This window comes from Aquabacterium humicola (assembly GCF_030167915.1).
Lineage (GTDB): Bacteria > Pseudomonadota > Gammaproteobacteria > Burkholderiales > Burkholderiaceae_C > Pseudaquabacterium > Pseudaquabacterium humicola.
Genome location: NZ_JARGNB010000005.1, coordinates 251,988 through 269,091 on the forward strand (window position 1 = coordinate 251,988; position 17,104 = coordinate 269,091).

Genomic DNA, 17,104 nt, shown 5'->3' on the forward strand with positions numbered 1-17,104 from the left:
CGGCTCAGGCGCCGGCGTGACCGGCCTGGCCGGCGTGACCGGCGTAGACGTCGCCGGCGCGCATCAGCTCGAGCACGGTGTCGCGCTTGTGCGCCAGGTGCTGCTGCAGGATGGCCTTCAGCGCGGCGCCATCGCGGGCATCGAGCGCCTCGATCATCTGCTCGTGCTCCTTCACCGCGCGCTTCCATTTCGCCTCGTTCTGGTTGGTGCGGAAGCGCAGCGACTGCACGCGCGCGTTGACCGCGCGGTAGGTGGTGTTGAACACCGGGTTCTTCGCCGCGTCGCCGATGGCCGCGTGGATCTGCGCGTTCAGGCGGTAGTACGCGGACAGGTCGCGCCGCGCGAAGGCGGCCAGCATCTCGTAGTGCTTGGCGCGCAGCTCGGCGAGCTCGGGCTCGGTGATGCGCTGCGCGGCCAGCTCGCCGGCCAGGCCTTCGAGCATCGCCAGCAGCTCGAAGGTGTGCACCACGTCGGTCTCCGACAGCTTGACCGCGACCGCGCCGCGGTTCGGCAGCAGGTCGACCAGGCCCTCCATCGCGAGCATCTTGATCGCCTCGCGCAGCGGCGTGCGCGACACGTGCAGTTGTTCGGCGAGCTCGCGCTCGTTGAGCTTGGCGCCGGGCGCGATGCGGCCTTCGACCAGCATGGTGCGCAGGCGCGCGGCAACCTGGTCGTGCAGGCCGAGGCGGGCGATCTGGATGACTTCTGCCATGGTTTTCGTGAGTGGGTCAAGCTGAGTTTGCATGCAAAAAACAGGCGCGGCAATCTCGGATTGATAGGGTTAATCAGCGAACTTCTTTGCATTTTGCATGCAAAACTTGGCTGCGAAAGGACGTGACCCCATGCTCCAGCTCGACCACCATCCCAGCGGCCGCCACTTCCTGCAGATCCCCGGCCCCAGCCCGGTGCCCGACCGCATCCTGCGCGCGATGAGCCTGCCGACCATCGACCACCGCGGGCCGGAGTTCGGCGCGCTCGGGCTGAAGGTGCTGGCCGGCATCCGCGAGGTCTTCAAGACGCGCCACCCGGTGGCGATCTATCCCGCTTCCGGCACCGGGGCGTGGGAAGCGGCGCTCGCCAATACGATGAGCCCCGGCGATCACCTGCTGATGTACGAGACCGGCCAGTTCGCGACGCTGTGGCAGAAGATGGCGCTGCGGCTGGGCCTGCAACCCGAGTTCCTGGCGCTGCCCGGCACCGACGCCGAGACCGGGCTGCCCATCAGCTGGCGCCGCGGTGTGCAGCCCGAGCTGATCGAGGCCCGGCTGCGCGCTGACAGCGGCCGCACGATCAAGGCCGTGTGCGTCGTGCACAACGAGACCTCCACCGGCGTCACCAGCGACATCGCCGCGGTGCGCCGCGCGATCGATGCCGCCGGCCATCCGGCGCTGCTGATGGTCGACACGATCTCGGGCCTCGCGTCGGCCGACTACCGGCACGACGAGTGGGGCGTCGACGTGACGATCAGCGGTTCGCAGAAAGGCCTGATGCTGCCGCCGGGCATCAGCTTCAACGCCTTGTCGCCGCGGGCGCTGGAGGCGATGAAGCGCGCGACGCTGCCGCGTTCGTTCTGGGCCTGGGACGAGATCGTCGAGATGAACAAGTCGGGCTACTGGCCCTACACGCCTAACACCAACCTGCTGTACGGCCTGTCGGAATCGCTGGACATGCTGCTCGGCGAAGGCCTGGACAACGTGTTTGCGCGCCACCAGCGCTGGGCGGCCGGCGTGCGCGCGGCGGTGCAGGCCTGGGGCCTGCCGATCCAGTGCGCGGACCCGGCGGTGTATTCGCCGGTGCTCACCGGCGTGGTCACGCCGGCCGGCGTCGATGCCGACGCGCTGCGGCGCCTGATCCACGAACGCTTCGACCTGTCGCTGGGCACGGGCCTGGGCAAGCTCAAGGGCCGCATGTTCCGCATGGGCCACCTGGGCGACAGCAACGACCTGACGCTGATCGCGATGGTGGCCGGCGTCGAGATGGGGCTGAAGCTGGCCGGCATCGGAATCGCCGGCAGCGGCGTCCAGGCCGCGATGGACCACTTCGCGGCGCATGCCGCGCAGGACCGTTCAGCGGCGCATGCTTCGCCGCGTGCGCTGCAGCAGGCCGCCTGAGACCGGCCCTGCATAACGTTCAAAGACACAGGAGACCACCATGCAACGTCGAACCCTGATCCAGGTCGCCGGCGCGGCCGCCGCGACGCTGGCCGCGCCGCACGTGCTGTCGCAGAGCTGGCCGACCGGCCCGGTGCGCATCGTCGTCGGCTTTCCGCCCGGCGGCGGCACCGACGCGCTGGCCCGCGTGGTCGCCGCCAAGCTCACCGAGATGTGGAAGCAGCAGGTCATCGTCGAGACCAAGGCCGGCGTCGCCGGGGTGCTGGCGGCCGAGTACACGGCGCTGCAGCCCGGCGACGGCTCGACGCTGCTGATGGCGCACATCAACAGCCATGCGCTGGCGGCCAGCCTGCAGCCCAAGCTGCGCTACAACATCGAGCGCGACTTCGTGCCGATCGTGCTGGTCGGCGTGACGCCCAACCTGCTGATCGGCCATCCCGGCCAGCCGAAGACGCTGCCCGAGATCGTCGCCTTGTGCAAGAACAAGCCGGGTCAGGTCAGCTTCGGTTCGGCGGGCCTCGGTTCGGCGCAGCACCTGGCGCTGGAGCTCTTCAAGCAGCAGGCGAAGGTCGATGCGCTGCACATTCCGTACAAGGGCAGCGGCCCGCTGCTGACCGACCTGATGGGCGGCCAGATCCAGTACTGCTTCGAGACGATGACCGCCGCGACGCCGCATGTGAAGAGCGGCAAGGTGACCGCGATCGCGCAGACGCGCGCCAAGCGCGCGAAAGGCCACCCGACGGTGCCGACGATGCAGGAGCTCGGCTTCGACGGCTTCGAGGCGACGACCTGGTACGGCCTCGTCGCGCCGGCGAAGCTGCCGGCGGCGATCGCCGACAAGGTCAACGCCGACGTCAACGCGGTGCTGGCGATGCCCGACGTGCAGGAGAAGCTCGACACCTACGGCGCCGAGGACGGCGGCGGCACGCGCGAGAAGTTCCGCGACTTCATCGCCAGCGAGACCGTCAAGTGGGCCAAGGTGGTGAAGGAGGGGAACGTCAAGGTCGACAGCTGAACGCTGACTGATCGGGTGTCGGCTCACGGGCCGTTGCGGTCAGTCGGACGTGTCGTCTTCTTCGCGTTCTTTCGCGAGGTTTCCGTCCTGCCACGGTGCCGGGTCTCGGCCCGGCGGCCGACTTCTTTCTTTGCTGGTGCAAAGAAAGAAGCAAAGAAAGCACCTAAAACCAAACGTTCATCAGGTCGTCCAGATGAGGAGTTGGGCAGGACACTGTCACTCACCGCCCTGGCACTCTTAATACCCCGAACCGAGGTCGAATTGCCCATACGCCTGTGCCGTTCGTCGCGACTCGGCGCACTCGCAGCGGTCCCGGTCGCGACGGAGAGCGTTGATGTATGGGCAAATGACCTCGGTTCGGGGTATTGAGGACGCCGGAGCAGTGAGTGACAGCGTCCTGCCCAACGTCTCATCTGGACGGCCTGATGAACGTTAGGCCCTCTTCTTTGGTTACTTTCTTCTGGGCCAACAGAAGCTCGCGAAGCGGGGGGCCGCTCACTTCGCGAAGCGATGTTATGCGGACACCAAAGTGACTCGCCTGCCGGGACGAGACCCGGCCGGTTGGCAAGAGAGACACGCCCAGAGAAGCGCACACATCAGGCAAGCGACCGACGACCGTTGCATCGGACCGAAACAGCCATGGCGATCAGCATCAACTCCTGATTCGGCGATTCGCCTGGACGCTCACTTCGACAAATAGGACTCCGCGAGCCGCACCCAGAAGCTGGCACCAGTGCCCAACGCCGCGTCGTTGAAGTCGTAGCCGGGGTTGTGCACGTCGCAGCCGCCGGCATCGCCTTCGCCGTTGCCGAGCAGGAAGTAGCAGCCGGGCACCTGCTCGAGGAAGAAGCTGAAGTCCTCGCTGCCGGTCAGCGGCTGCAGGTTCTTGATCAAGCCCGGTTCGCCGACCCAGTCCAGCGCGACCTGGCGCGCGAACGCCGTCTCGCGCTCGTGGTTGATCACCATCGGGTAGCGGCGCTGGTAGTCGATCTCGGCGCTGGCACCGTAGCTTTCGGCCTGGGCGCGAATGATGGCCGTGATGCGCTCCTGCAGCAGGTCGCGCACCTCGGGCCGGTAGGCGCGCACGGTCAGCCGAAGCGTGGCTGTCTCCGGGATCACGTTCGGCGCATTGCCGGCGAGGAACGCGCCCACGGTGACGATGCCCATCTCCAGCGGCGGCACGTTGCGCGAGACCACCGTCTGCAGCGCCATCACGATGCTCGATCCGACGACCACCGCGTCGACGCTGCGGTGCGGCTTCGCGCCGTGGCCGCCTTTGCCTCGCACGGTGACGATCACCGTGTCGGAGCTGGCCATCATCGGCCCGGCCAGGAAGCCGAGCTTTCCGACCGGGTGGCCCGGCATGTTGTGCAGGCCGAACATCGCGTCGCAGGGGAACAGGTCGAAGAAGCCGTCCTCGATCATCTTCTTCGCGCCGCCCAGGCCTTCTTCGGCCGGCTGGAAGACGAGGTGCAGGATGCCGTCGAAGTTCCGCGTGGCCGCCAGGTGGCGCGCGGCGGCCAGCAGCATCGCCGTGTGGCCGTCGTGGCCGCAGGCGTGCATCCGGCCGAGCACCCGGCTCGCCCACGGCTTGCCGCTGGTCTCCTGGATCGGCAGCGCGTCCATGTCGGCGCGCAGGCCGATGCGCCGCGTCGACGTGCCGCATCGCAGCGTGCCGACGACCCCGGTGCCGCCGAGGCCGCGGTGCACCTCGTAGCCCCAGCGCTCGAGGCGTTCGGCGACCAGGGCCGAGGTCTGGTGTTCCTCGTAGGCCAGCTCGGGTTGGGCGTGGATCTGGCGCCGGATGGCGACCATCTCGGCTTCGTGTTCGCGGATGTCGTCGAGCGCGGGCAGCGGCAGCGGGGCGTTCATCGTCAGGCGGCGTGGCGGGTGGACGGAAGGGGCGGTGCGGCCGATTCTGCACCGCGCCCTACGCCCCGCCGGCGCGCAGTTCGCGCACGCCGCGGCCGAGCTTGCGCCGCAGCAGCGAGCGCAGGGTGACACCGTCGGCATAACCGACCTGCGCGGCGATGCGCTCGATGTCGTCGCGCGTGGTGCGCAGCAGGTGCACCGCGCGCTCGACGCGCAGGTCCTGCACATAGGACAGCGGCGACTTGCCCAGCACCGCCTCGATGCGCCGCTGCAAGGTGCGCTTGCTGGTGGCCAGCGCGCCGGCCGCGTCGTCGAGCGAGAAGCCCTCGTGCAGCCGTGCGCGCGCCCAGCGCTCGAAGCGGCCGACCAGCGGATCGGCATGCGCGAGGTGGTCGGGGATCACGTAGGGCGCCTGCGACGCGCGGTGGTCGACGACCAGGTACTTCGCGGTCACCGCGGCGAGCTCGGGACTGGCCTGGCGCACGAGCCACAGCGCCAGGTCCATGTGGCCGAGCGCGGCGCCGGTGGTGACGAAGGGGCCCGAGGGCACCAGCATGCGCGACTCGTCGAGCCGCACGTTCGGGTAGCGCTGGCGGAACAGGGGACCGAGCCACCACGAGGTCGTCGCGTCCTGCCCGTCGAGCAGGCCCGATTCGGCGAGCACGAAGCTGCCGATGCACGCCGCGGCCAGGCGCGCGCCGCCGGCATGCCAGTCGGCGAAGCGCGCGGCGGCCTCGTGCACGTCGCGGCGGTCCAGCGCGGTACACAGCGGCTCGGGCATCTTGGCGCCGATGGCCGGCACCACCACCCAGTCGGGGCGCTCGCGGCCCGTCAACGGCTGCACCGGGACCGAGAAACCCTGCGCGGTGTGCACACGGCGGCGCACGCCGGCGACCTGGAGCTCGAAGGGCGGCACATCCAGGCCCTGAATCGCGGCCAGCTCGTTCGCGGTGCCCAGGGTGTCGAGGATCGCGGCGAGTCCGGTATCGAAGACGCCATCGAGGGCGAGCACGATCAGCTTCATGGCGCGAACGATACCAAAGTTGTCATTCGCGGCAATGGTTGCGGAGCCGGCGCCTGCCTACAGTCCGTTCCCGTCGACTCCCCGACGCAACCCGATTCAGGAGAGATTCACATGATCAAGCTCGCACTGTTCGCCCGCCTCGAAGCCAAGCCGGGCAAGGAAGCCGAGGTCGCGCAGTTCCTGCACGCCGCGCTGGCGATGGCCAACGACGAGCCGACGACGCCGATCTGGTTCGCGCTGCGCCTCGGCCCCTCGACCTTCGGTGTCTTCGACGCCTTCCACGACGAGGCCGGCCGCCAGACGCACCTCACCGGCCCGATCGCGCAGGCGCTGATGAGCAAGGGCGCGGAGCTGTTCTCGCAGCCGCCGTCGATCGAGCCGATCGAGGTGCTGGGGCTGAAGAACAAGGGCTGATGCCGCCCTGAAGCGACGCGGCCTCGGCCGCGTCCTTCACTCGTTACTGGCTTCGCTCAGGCTGTGCAATGCCGCGGCGTCGAGCTGCAGCGTCGCGGCCCGGGCCAGCTCCGCCCATTGCGCCAGCGAGGTCGCGCTGGCGATCGGCGCGGTGATGCCGGGCTGCGCCATCTGCCAGGCCAATGCCACCTGCGCCGGCGTGGCATGCAGGCGCTCGGCCACCGCGTCCAGCGCGGCCAGGATGCGCCAGCCGCGCGGGTTGAAGTAGGCCGACTTGACGCCGGCGCCACGCGGGCTCTTCGCCAGGTCCGCTTCGCTGCGGTACTTGCCCGTCAGGAAGCCGCGCGCGAGGCCGAAGAAGTTGATGACGCCGACTTCCTGCTGCACGCAGACCGCGCGCAACTCGGCCTCGAAGGCCGCGCGGTCGCACAGGTTGTACAGCGGCTGCAGGCTCTCGTAGCGCGGCAGGCCGATGCGTTCGCTGAGCGCCAGGGCTTCGACGAGCCGTTCGGCGCTGTAGTTCGACGCACCGATCGCGCGCACCTTGCCCTCGGCGATCAGCTCGGCAAAGGCGGTGAGCGTTTCCTCGAGCGGCGTGTCGCGGTCGTCGTCGTGCGACTGGTACAGGTCGATGCGGTCGACCTGCAGCCGTCGCAGCGAATCCTCGACCGCCTGGCGGATGTAGGCCCGCGACAGGCCGACCTTGCCGCCGCCCATGTCCTTGCCGACCTTGGTGGCAATCAGCACCTTGTCGCGCTTGCCGGACTTCCTGAGCCACTTGCCGATCACCGTCTCGGACTCGCCGCCCGAGTGCCCGGTGGCCCAGCGCGAATAGACGTCGGCGGTGTCGATCAGGTTGAAGCCGCCGTCGACGAAGGCATCGAGCAGCGAGAACGAGGTGGCTTCGTCGGCCGTCCAGCCGAAGACGTTGCCGCCGAAGACCAGCGGCGCGATCTGCAGGCCGGAGCGGCCGAGGGGACGCAGTTGCATGGGGGCTTCCTTCGAGAGGGAAGTCGCCTTTCTAGCAGCGTTCGAAGATCGCCGCGATGCCCTGGCCACCGCCGATGCACATCGTCACCAGCGCGTAGCGGCCGCCCGTGCGCTGCAGCTCGTACAGCGCCTTGGTGGTGATGATCGCGCCGGTGGCGCCGACCGGGTGCCCCAGCGAGATGCCCGAGCCGTTCGGGTTGACCTTGGCCGGGTCGAGGTCCAGGCCCTTGCTGACCGCGCACGCCTGCGCGGCGAAGGCCTCGTTGGCCTCGATGACGTCGAGGTCGCTGACCTTCAGGCCGGTGCGCTTCAACACCTCCCTGGTCGCCGGCACCGGGCCGATGCCCATGATCGTCGGCTCGACGCCGGCGTGCGCGTAGCCCACCAGGCGCGCCAGCGGCTTCAGGTCGTGCGCGGCCACCGCGTCGCCGCTGGCCAGCACCACCGCGGCCGCACCGTCGTTGATGCCGGAGGCGTTGCCGGCGGTCACCGTGCCGTCCTTCTTGAAGGCCGGCTTCATCTTCGCCAGCGTCTCCAGCGTGGTGTCGGCCTTCACGTGCTCGTCGGTCGCGAACTGCACCGTGCCCTTGCGGCTGGCGATCTCGACCGGCACGATCTGCTCGACGAAGCGGCCCGCGGCGATGGCCGCGGCGGCGCGCCGGTGGCTCTCGACAGCCAGCTCATCCATCTGCTGCCGCGTGATGCCGAACTGCTCGGCGACGTTCTCGGCGGTGATGCCCATGTGGATCTTGTGGAACGGGTCGTGCAGGATGCCGACCATGTAGTCCAGCAGCTGCGCATCGCCCATGCGCTGGCCCCAGCGCGCGGCGGGCACGAAGTAGGGCCCGCGCGACATCGATTCGGCGCCGGCGCCGATCGCGAGATCGCAATCGCCCAGCATCAGCGCCTGCGCCGCCGAGACGATGGCCTGCAGGCCCGAGCCGCAGAGGCGGTTGACGTTGAAGGCCGGCGTCTCCTTCGGCACGCCGGCGTTCACCGCGGCGACGCGGCCGAGGTAGGCATCGCGCGTCTCGGTGGGGATGACGTTGCCCATCGCGACATGGCCGATGCGGTCCGCCGTGATGCCGGCGCGCTCGATCGCGGTCTTGATCGTCAGCGTCGCCAGGTCGATCGGCGGCACGTCCTTCAAGGTGCCCCCGAACGTGCCGATGGCGGTGCGGGCGGCGCCGAGGACGAAGACTTCACGGGTGCTGGCCATGGGGGGCTCCTGATGTTGCGGTGCAATAAAGTCGCGATCATCGCGCAGGGCGCGGGGCGCGTCTGTCCACGCGCCGACAATCCCCTGCGTCGGCATCGTCGCCCCTGATTCATCTCAAGCAAAGGATTCCCATGAGCTCTCCCACGGTCATCGTCACCGGCGCGTTCGGTGCGCTGGGCCAGGTGCTGGCCCGCACGCTCGCAGCCCAGGGCGCGCGCCTGGCGCTGCTGGACGCCGCGCCGGCGGTGCCGCCGACGGTGGCCGAGGCCTTCGGCGCGTACCAACTGCTCGCCGGCGTGGACCTGAGCCGCGCCGAATCGACGCGCGCGGCGGTCGATTCGGTGGCCGCGCGGCATGGGCGCATCGACGGGCTGGTCAACGTCGCCGGCGGCTTCCGCTGGGAGACGATCGACGGCGGCGATCCGGCCACCTGGCAGGCGATGTTCTCGATCAACGTCGCCACGACGCTGAACGCCTGCCAGGCGGTGCTGCCGCACATGCTGCAAGGCGGTGGCGGGCGCATCGTCAACGTCGGCGCCGGCGCGGCCGCGAAGGCCGGCCTGGGCATGGGCGCCTACGCCGCGTCGAAGGCCGGCGTGCTGCGCCTGACCGAGGCGCTGGCCGAGGAAACGAAGGACAAGGGCATCACCGTCAACGCGGTGCTGCCGTCGATCATCGACACGCCCGCGAACCGCCGCGACATGCCGCAGGCCGACTTCACCCGCTGGGTCACGCCCGAGGCACTGGCCGACGTGATCGCCTTCCTGCTGTCCGATGGCGCGCGGGCGATCACCGGCGCAGGCATCCCGGTCAGCGGCCGGGTCTGAGCGCGCGGCGCGCCGACGGGTTTCGATCGTTTCGATCGTTCCGCGGACGTAGCAGGGGATCGCGCGGTGCCGCACGACGCGCTATCGTCCCGATCCTTTCCTCGCCTCAGGGAACCATCATGTTCAAGAAGCTTGCCTCCGAAGCCCTCGGCTTGAGCGACATCGGCGTCATCGTGCCGCCGGCCGACTACAACAAGGTCGATGCCGACGACTACCTCTTCAACGAGGATGGCGAGAAGATCTTCTTCCTGATCAAGTCCAAGAAGGACGAATACTGCTTCACCAACTACGGGCTGGTGCACGTCGACGGTGACTCGGCCGTGTCGTCCAAGCGCACGATCAAGCGCTACGACTACGCGACGCACCACTTCGCCAACGTCACGATCGAGACCGCCGGCACCATCGACATGGACGTGGAGCTGAAGTTCACGATCGGCGACAACGTCTTCAGCATCGACGTGCGCAAGAACTTCATCGAATCGGTGAAGGACATCTACAAGGCGCTGATCACCATCGGCAAGATGCAGCACCGCGACGCACTGGCACGCGAGAACGCGATGCACAGCCTGAACGCGGTGGCCTCGATGTACAAGATCAACACGGTGCAGAGCGAGGACGCGCTGACGCAGCACTACAACGCGATCCTCAATACGCTCAACCAGACCATGCTGGAGCGCTTCCACCGCCGCGACTTCAGCCCGGTGTTCGAGCGCTACATCCACAACTGAACCCCCGCGGACCATGAAGGTCTGCATCGTCGGCGCCGGCGCGATCGGCGGGCTGATCGGCGCCAAGCTCTCGGCCACCGGCGTGCACCAGGTGTCGGCGCTGGCGCGCGGCGCGACCCTGGCCGCGCTGCGGCGCCACGGCTTCCGGCTGCGCGAGGGCAGCGAGCTTCAGCAGTCGCCGGTCGCGGCGGTCGAGCATGCGCGCGTGCTCGGCGAGCAGGACCTCGTGATCATCGCGGTAAAGGCGCCGTCGATGGCGGCGGTGGCGGCGTCGGTCGCGCCGCTGCTCGGGCCGCAGACCATCGTATTGCCGGCGATGAACGGCGTGCCGTGGTGGTTCGGCGCGGCGACGCCGGCGCTGGGTCCCGAGCCGCTGGCCAGCGTCGACCCCGGCGGCGCGATCGCCGCGGCGATCCCGTTCGAGCGGGTGGTCGGCTGCGTCGTGCATGCCAGCGCGCTGGTCGCCGAGCCCGGCCTCGTCGTGCACAAGATGGGCCGCGCGCTGCTGATCGGCGAGCCCCTGGGCGGCCTGAGCGAGCGCGTCGAAACGCTGCGCGTGGCGCTCGAGATGGCCGGTTTCGAGACCACCGCGTCGGCCGACATCCGCCGCGGCGCCTGGTACAAGCTGTGGGGCAACCTGGTGATGAACCCGGTGTCGGCGATGACCGGCGCGACCGCCGACCGCATCCTCGACGATCCGCTGGTGCGCCGCTTCTGCAACGCGGCGATGGCCGAAGCCGCCACGGTCGGCGAGCGCATCGGCTGCACGATCGACCAGACGCCGGAGGACCGCAATGCGGTGACGCGCAAGCTCGGCGCCTTCAAGACCTCGATGCTGCAGGATGCTGAAGGCGGGCGGCCGATCGAGCTCGATGCGATCGTCGCCGCGGTGGCCGAGATCGGGCAGCGCGTGGGGGTGCCGACGCCGAACATCGACGCGTTGCTGGGGCTGACGCGGCTGTTCGGCCGCGTGCATGGGTTGTATCCCGATCCTCCGCCCTGAACCGGTCTGGCACCATCGCAAATTTCGTCGCTCACGGAGCCCGCGATGGCCAAGGACTTCGACACGATGGAGGACAGCAACCGCTCCTCCAACCCCAGCATCCACGAGGTGTCCGACCCGTCGCGCCGGCGCGTGCTGCACGGCGGCCTGGCGGTGCTGTCGAGTGCGCTGCTGGCCAACCTGAGCGGCTGCGCGACGGCGCGCAGCGAGGGCGCGGTCGCCGAGGCTGCCGGCCCGCGCCTGGGCTTCAAGAGCGTCAGCGCGTCGCTGGAGGACGCGATCCGCGTGCCTGAGGGCTACACGCACCAGGTGCTGGTGCCCTGGGGCGATCCCGTCGGCGTGGCCGGCGCGATGCCTGCGTTCAAGCCCGATGCCGGCAACAGCGGCGCCGAGCAGGAACTGCAGATGGGCATGCACCACGACGGCGTGCACTACTACCCGCTGGACGGCGCGCGCCGCGGCCTGCTGGTGATGAACCACGAATACGTCGACTACGGCCTGCTCTATCCCGACGGCGACAAGACCTGGCATGCCGACAAGGTGCGCAAGGCCCAGGCCGCGCACGGCGTCTCGGTCAGCGAGATCGCGCAGCGCGCCGATGGCAGCTGGCAGGCCGTGCGGCCGTCGCGCCATGCGCGGCGCATCACCGCGGCGACGCCGATGGCGGTGCAGGGCCCCGCCGCCGGCCATCCGATGATGAAGACCGCGGCCGACCCGCAGGGCCGCCGCGTGCTGGGCACCTTGAACAACTGCGCCAGCGGCAAGACCCCGTGGGGCACCTACCTGACCGGCGAGGAGAACTGGGCCTACTACTTCGCGCTCGACGCCGATCCGGTGGACGCTCACCATCGGCGTTGGGGCCTGCGCAAGGGCAGGGGCGCGCGCTGGCACGAGCACGACGAGCGCTTCGATGCGGCGAAACATCCGAACGAGCCGAACCGCTTCGGCTGGATCGTCGAGATCGACCCCTTCGATCCCACGTCGACGCCGGTCAAGCGCACCGCGCTGGGCCGCGCCGCGCACGAAGGCGCGACCGTCGCGCTGACGAAGGACGGCCGTGCGGTGGTCTATTCCGGCGAGGACGCGCGCTTCGAATACCTCTACCGCTTCGTCAGCAAGGAGCGCATGAAGCCGGGCGGCGCCGCGGCGAATGCCGGCCTGCTCGACGAGGGCGTGCTCTACGTCGCGCGCTTCGATGCCGACGGCCGCGGCCGCTGGCTGCCGCTGCAACACGGCCAGGGGCCGCTGACCGCGGCCAACGGCTTCGCCGACCAGGGCGAGGTGGTGATCAAGGCGCGCCAGGCCTCGGATGCGCTGGGCGCCACCAAGCTCGACCGGCCCGAGTGGGTCGCGCTCGACCAGCAGACGCGCGAGGTCTACTGCTCGCTGACGAACAACACGAACCGCGGCGGCGATCGTTACCCGGGCGTCGATGCCGCGAACCCGCGCGCGCACAACACGATGGGCCACATCCTGCGCTGGAAGGAGGCCGGCGACTTCGACGGCGAGACCTTCGAGTGGAGCCACTTCGTGCTCGCCGGCGACCCGGCCAACGAACGCGCCGAGGCCAAGGGCAACGTGCGCGGCGACATCTTCGGCTGCCCGGACGGCCTGTGGGTCGACCAGCGCGGCCTGCTGTGGATCTGCACCGACATGTCCTCGTCGGTGCGCGGCCAGGGCGAGTTCGCTCGCCTGGGCAACAACATGCTGCTGGCCGCCGACCCGCGCAGCGGCGAGATCCGGCGCTTCCTGACCGGCCCGGCCGGCTGCGAGATCACCGGCAGCACGATGACGCCGGACGGCCGCACGCTGTTCATCAACGTGCAGCACCCGGGCGAGACGCCCTCGGAGCAGAGCGACCCCGCGAACCCGATGCGCTTCTCGCGCTGGCCCGACGGCAGCGGCCGTCCGCGTTCGGCGACGGTGGCCATCCGCAAGCTCGACGGCGGCGTGATCGGAACCTGAAGCCGCCACGAGCGCACCGTGCGCCCGGCCGCCGCGGCAGGCCTCAGGCGGCCGCCAGCCGCTCCAGCGCCAGCAGGTGCACCAGCGACAGCGCATGCACCGGCCGCCAGGCGCACCCAGCTGCCCGGTGCGGCGGCCGGCCCGCCAGCGCGGCCAGCCGCGCCTCGCCAGGGCCGCCGAGCGGCGTGAGCAGGAAGGCCGGCGGGCCGTGCTCGGTGATCCACAGGCGGTGCAGGGCGCGCAGCGCGGTTGCATCGAGCACCGTCGCGCCGAGCAGGATCGCGCGGGTGCGCCAGGCCGGCGGGCACCAGCCCGCCGCGACCTGCGCCTCGCTGGCACGGCGCAGGCGGTCGCCCGCCGGCAACGCGGGCCGCACCACGCGGGCCAGCGCACGCCCGCGGTCCACCAGCACGACATCCATGCCGGCGATGGTCGGCCCGCTGCCGACGCGCCGCCAGCGGACAAGCGCGCGGCCGGGCCGACAGCGAGATGAAAGTCAGCGCCGCGCCGTGCGCGCCGGACGCCTGGCCGGGGGCCGGATCGCCTTCGCCGCGCGCGCCTGGCCCAGCGCCAGCGCCAGCAGGTCGAGCAGCAGCAACTGCGCGAGCTGGGCGGTGCCCGGCGTCAGCGCGTCGCCGCTGTCGGGCACGTCGACGCACAAGGCGACGTCGACCGCCGCGGCCAGCGGCGACGCGCCGGCCGTCAACGCGATCGTCGCCACGCCGCGGCTGCGTACTTCGGACGTCATCTCGAGCAGGCCCGGCACACGCCCGCCGTGCGAGACCAGCAGCAGCACGTCGCCGGCGCCCAGCTGCGCCGCGGCCAGCGCCTGCAGCGTCGGCTCGGCGGCCGACGACACCGGCAGCTGCAGGCGCAGCAGCCGGCGCCGCGCATCGTCGGCAACGGTGGCCGCGTTGCCGTAGCCCAGGCACAGCACCTGGCGGGCGCCGTCGAGCAGCGCCACCGCGCGCGCCAGCGCCGCTTCGTCGAGCTGCTCGCCCAGCTGGGTCAGCGCGGCGATCGAAAAATCGAAGACGCCGCGCACCAGCGTGCCGAGGTCGGGGCTGGCGGCCAGCGTCGCCAGCGTCACCGGCGGGGCCGCCGCCGCCGGCCGCGACCCGAGGGACTGCGCGAGCTTCAGCCGGAAGTCGTCGTAGCCCGCGCAGCCGAGCGAGCGCGCGAAGCGCACGAGCGTCGGCTGGCTGACGCCGATCTGCTGCGCGAGCGTGCGCGTGTCCTGTCCGAGCGCTTCGTGCGGGTGGCGGATCACCCAGTCGCCGACCGCGCGCTCGGCCGTGGACAGCTGCGCGAGCCGGGTCTGGATGCGGTTGAGCATCCGCCGATTCTGATTCAGCGCAGGCTCGGTTCCTGTTTCAGCCGCAGCTCCAGGCGCGACGCGCGCTGGCTGATGGCGGCAATGCGCGACAACTTGTCGGCCGGCGCCAGCGCGGCGTCGTTGTTGACGCGCTGCCACGCGGCGAACATTTCCAGGTCCGCGACGGTGATCAGCTGGCGGTTGCGCGACTTTCGGAAGCCCGACAGGTCGTTGACGCCGCGCAGGATGCGGCGCTCGGCATCGTCGCGTCCGAAGTCCACCACCGCCTGCTGGATGCGCAGGCGCAGCGGCGCCGGCAGCGCCAGCCGCCACACCAGCGGCGAATGCGGGATGTCCGGCGAACGCCACAGCACGCGCAGCGTGGCGGCCAGCGCCGGCTGCTCGGCGGCGAAGAAGTCCAGCTCGACGTCGTTGGCCGTCGCCAGGTCGACCTCGCGCAGCGCGGCGGCGCGCAGGTTGCCGCGGTGGCTGCCGTGGCGCAGCTCGCGGTACAGGCTGCGCGGATCGTTGATGCCGCGCTTGACGAAGGCGTAGTACAGCGGCACGAGGTGGCCCGAGGTGCTGTTGCGGTCGCCGTCGCCGAAGACCAGCCGCCGCTCGGGCTGCTGCGCCTGCTCCAGCGTGGCCAGGCCGCTGTCGCGGTGCGTGACGATGATCGACTGGTAGCCCGTGCGGCCGTCGCCGGTCAGCATCTGCGCGAAGACCTCGCCGCTGCCGTGCTCGACGATCGCCAGCGCAGTCGCGTTGCCGACCCAGGCGAGGTCGATGCGGCCGTCGCGGAAGCCGTCGATGACCTGCTGCGGGCTGTTGGCGATCGAGGGCTCGATCGGGCGGCCGATCTCCCGCGCGATCGCCTGCAGGAACGGGCGCCACGCGGCGAGCACCTGGTCGCGCTCGCGCGGGGTGATCAGGCCGAAGACCAGCGGCTGCACCGGTGCACCCGGCGGCGCGGGCGCGTCCGGCCGGGACGGCCCGGCCGGCGGCAGCGCCAACACCGCGGGGGTGCCGGCCGCTGCCAGCAGCGCCGCCAGCACCGCGCGCCGGCCGCGGCTCATGAGGCGGCTCCCGGGGCGACCCGCCCGTAGTCGTCGGCCGCACGTTCGATGTCCGCTTCGTCAAAGCCGTCGCCGGTCTGGATCTCGATCATCAGCAGCGCACCCGCGCCGATGTTCGCCAGCCGGTGCCAGGCGCCCCGCGGCACGTCGACCGACTCGCCGGGCACCAGCGTGCGCGGCGTGCCGTCGATCTCCACCTCGGCCAGGCCCTCGACCAGCAGCCAGTGCTCGCGGCGCAGCCGGTGGCGCTGCAGCGACAGGCGCGCACCGGGATGCAGCGCGAGCTGCTTGATCTTCAGCAGCGGGCTTTCGGCCAGCACCTCGAAGCCGCCCCAGGGCCTGGATTCGATGCTCATGACGCGCCTTTCATGGATTAGAAGTCGATGCACAGCCCGACCACGAGGCCGGACGGATCGGCGCCGCGGTCGGCCGCGGCGAGGTTGATCGGGTTGACGCCGAAGCGGTAGTTCGCGTTGGCCTCGTTGCGCACCTGGGTCCAGTAGGCATAGACCTGCGCGCCCTTGAACACCGTGTGCTCGTAGCCGATCGTGGTTTGCGTCGCGCCGGTGTTGCGGCCGACGATCAAGGTCGTGCCGTCGGCGCCGGCGATGGCGGCGCTCGCGGGCGCCGTGCCCTTGACGTCGGCGGCGCGGCCGTAGCGCAGGTTGATCGTGCCGGCACCGACGCTGATGCCGGCGGTCACGGTGGCGTAGTCGCGCTTCACGCGGCCGGCCGGCAGCCGGTAGTCGAGGCGGTTCAGGCCGGCACCGAGGTTCACGAGGCCCCACTGGTGGTTGACGCCGAGCCGCCATGCGCTGTCGCGCTGGCCGGTGGCGTTGAAGTTGCGGTGCTGCTCGTGCGCCAGCGCGGCCTTGAAGGCGCCGGACTCGAAGTTGCCGGACAGGCTGAGCAGGCGGCGCTGCTCGGCGCTGCCGCGGTCTTCGTTCTCCAGGCCGTAGTGCAGCGCGCCGCGCAGCCCGTTGAAGCGGGGCGAGTCGTAGCGCAGCGAATTGTTCTGGCGCCGGCCGAAACCGTTGGCCGAGCCGCCGAGCACGGCGATCGAGCCGTCGTCCTGGATGCCGGTGCCCTTGAAGCGGTCGGTCAGCCCGCCCAGGTCCTTGAAGGGCGTGTCCATCTTGCCGATGCGCAACTTGCCGAAGGGGCCCTCGACGCCGGCGAAGGTGTCGCGGCCGGCCAGCGTGTCGCCGCCCGCATCCCAGCTGACGCCGGACTCCAGCTGCGCGAACCAGGTCAGGCCCTGGTGTTCCTTCGCGTAGCGGATGCCGAAGCGCGACGAGTTGCTCGATACCCGCTGGTTGCCGGCGAAGGCGCGGGCGGCCGGCGTGCCGTCGAGCCGGGTCTTCTCGAAGTCGATGTTGGCGCGGCCGTACAGCGTCACCTGCGCCTGCGCGCTCGCGGCGAGCAGGCCGAAGGGCAGCAGCAGCGCCGGCAGCGCGCGGCGGGCGGTCCGGGCGGGTGCGGATGTCGGTGTAGGTGCGGGTGCGTTGAATCGGGGGGTCATCGTGTCTCCTCGTCGTGTTGGAC

General features: G+C 70.6%; 17 protein-coding genes. 7 read left to right on the top strand and 10 right to left on the bottom strand.

Going from position 1 to position 17,104, the window contains the following annotated elements; all coding sequences use genetic code 11:
• Window positions 1-4: 4 nt before the first annotated feature.
• Entirely contained in the window at window positions 5-712 is a 708-nt protein-coding gene (locus P1K89_RS22345) for a GntR family transcriptional regulator (RefSeq protein WP_284618736.1), read from the bottom strand.
• Between the two features lie 130 nt (window positions 713-842).
• Here P1K89_RS22345 and P1K89_RS22350 point away from each other — a divergent pair, with 130 nt between their 5' ends.
• Together P1K89_RS22350 and P1K89_RS22355 are read left to right on the top strand one after the other, a co-directional pair.
• Window positions 843-2,111, top strand: a complete 1,269-nt coding sequence (locus tag P1K89_RS22350) for a pyridoxal-phosphate-dependent aminotransferase family protein (protein WP_284618737.1) — start codon at window positions 843-845, stop codon at window positions 2,109-2,111.
• A 40-nt stretch (window positions 2,112-2,151) separates the two neighbouring features.
• Complete coding sequence (locus P1K89_RS22355; RefSeq protein WP_284618738.1) at window positions 2,152-3,126, top strand: Bug family tripartite tricarboxylate transporter substrate binding protein; 975 nt, start codon at window positions 2,152-2,154, stop codon at window positions 3,124-3,126.
• 684 nt (window positions 3,127-3,810) lie between these two features.
• On the opposite strand, the gene P1K89_RS22360 is transcribed toward P1K89_RS22355, so the two are convergent.
• Both P1K89_RS22360 and P1K89_RS22365 read right to left on the bottom strand, forming a co-directional pair.
• Window positions 3,811-4,998, bottom strand: coding sequence for a M20 aminoacylase family protein (locus P1K89_RS22360; protein WP_284618739.1), 1,188 nt, complete (start codon window positions 4,996-4,998; stop codon window positions 3,811-3,813).
• A gap of 58 nt (window positions 4,999-5,056) precedes the next feature.
• The gene (locus tag P1K89_RS22365; RefSeq protein WP_284618740.1) at window positions 5,057-6,022 is read right to left on the bottom strand and encodes a GlxA family transcriptional regulator; all 966 of its coding nucleotides are present in this window, start codon (window positions 6,020-6,022) and stop codon (window positions 5,057-5,059) included.
• Window positions 6,023-6,133: 111 nt separating this feature from the next.
• On the opposite strand from P1K89_RS22365, the gene P1K89_RS22370 reads away from it, so the two are divergent.
• Window positions 6,134-6,436 carry a putative quinol monooxygenase gene (locus tag P1K89_RS22370; protein ID WP_284618741.1) on the top strand — a complete coding sequence of 101 codons (303 nt, stop codon included), beginning with the start codon at window positions 6,134-6,136 and terminating at the stop codon, window positions 6,434-6,436.
• Window positions 6,437-6,472: 36 nt separating this feature from the next.
• Here the strand turns inward: P1K89_RS22370 and P1K89_RS22375 are convergent, their stop codons facing one another.
• The gene (locus P1K89_RS22375) at window positions 6,473-7,426 is read right to left on the bottom strand and encodes an aldo/keto reductase (protein WP_284618742.1); all 954 of its coding nucleotides are present in this window, start codon (window positions 7,424-7,426) and stop codon (window positions 6,473-6,475) included.
• A 31-nt stretch (window positions 7,427-7,457) separates the two neighbouring features.
• Window positions 7,458-8,645 carry an acetyl-CoA C-acyltransferase family protein gene (locus P1K89_RS22380; protein ID WP_284618743.1) on the bottom strand — a complete coding sequence of 396 codons (1,188 nt, stop codon included), beginning with the start codon at window positions 8,643-8,645 and terminating at the stop codon, window positions 7,458-7,460.
• 131 nt (window positions 8,646-8,776) lie between these two features.
• On the opposite strand from P1K89_RS22380, the gene P1K89_RS22385 reads away from it, so the two are divergent.
• The 4 genes from P1K89_RS22385 (at window position 8,777) to P1K89_RS22400 (ending at window position 13,168) form a co-directional block, all read left to right on the top strand.
• Window positions 8,777-9,472: an SDR family NAD(P)-dependent oxidoreductase gene (locus tag P1K89_RS22385; protein ID WP_284618744.1), complete on the top strand. Its 696-nt coding sequence runs from the start codon at window positions 8,777-8,779 to the stop codon at window positions 9,470-9,472.
• 119 nt (window positions 9,473-9,591) lie between these two features.
• On the top strand, window positions 9,592-10,200 hold the full coding sequence (locus P1K89_RS22390) for a PH domain-containing protein (RefSeq protein ID WP_284618745.1): 609 nt from the start codon (window positions 9,592-9,594) through the stop codon (window positions 10,198-10,200).
• Window positions 10,201-10,213: 13 nt separating this feature from the next.
• On the top strand, window positions 10,214-11,203 hold the full coding sequence (locus P1K89_RS22395; RefSeq protein ID WP_284618746.1) for a 2-dehydropantoate 2-reductase: 990 nt from the start codon (window positions 10,214-10,216) through the stop codon (window positions 11,201-11,203).
• Between the two features lie 45 nt (window positions 11,204-11,248).
• Window positions 11,249-13,168 (top strand): PhoX family protein, encoded by a 1,920-nt coding sequence (locus P1K89_RS22400; protein ID WP_284618747.1) that lies wholly within the window; start codon window positions 11,249-11,251, stop codon window positions 13,166-13,168.
• A gap of 43 nt (window positions 13,169-13,211) precedes the next feature.
• Here the strand turns inward: P1K89_RS22400 and P1K89_RS22405 are convergent, their stop codons facing one another.
• The 5 genes from P1K89_RS22405 to P1K89_RS22425 all read right to left on the bottom strand — a co-directional run bounded on the left by P1K89_RS22405 (window position 13,212) and on the right by P1K89_RS22425 (window position 17,081).
• Window positions 13,212-13,589, bottom strand: a complete 378-nt coding sequence (locus tag P1K89_RS22405) for a hypothetical protein (protein WP_284618748.1) — start codon at window positions 13,587-13,589, stop codon at window positions 13,212-13,214.
• Between the two features lie 75 nt (window positions 13,590-13,664).
• Window positions 13,665-14,504, bottom strand: coding sequence for a MurR/RpiR family transcriptional regulator (locus P1K89_RS22410; protein ID WP_284618749.1), 840 nt, complete (start codon window positions 14,502-14,504; stop codon window positions 13,665-13,667).
• 14 nt (window positions 14,505-14,518) lie between these two features.
• Complete coding sequence (gene phnD, locus P1K89_RS22415; protein WP_284618750.1) at window positions 14,519-15,559, bottom strand: phosphate/phosphite/phosphonate ABC transporter substrate-binding protein; 1,041 nt, start codon at window positions 15,557-15,559, stop codon at window positions 14,519-14,521.
• Window positions 15,556-15,915, bottom strand: coding sequence for a phosphomannose isomerase type II C-terminal cupin domain (locus tag P1K89_RS22420; protein WP_284618751.1), 360 nt, complete (start codon window positions 15,913-15,915; stop codon window positions 15,556-15,558). The genes phnD and P1K89_RS22420 overlap by 4 nt, the downstream gene beginning before the upstream one ends.
• A gap of 17 nt (window positions 15,916-15,932) precedes the next feature.
• Entirely contained in the window at window positions 15,933-17,081 is a 1,149-nt protein-coding gene (locus tag P1K89_RS22425) for a porin (RefSeq protein ID WP_284618752.1), read from the bottom strand.
• Window positions 17,082-17,104 lie beyond the last annotated feature (23 nt).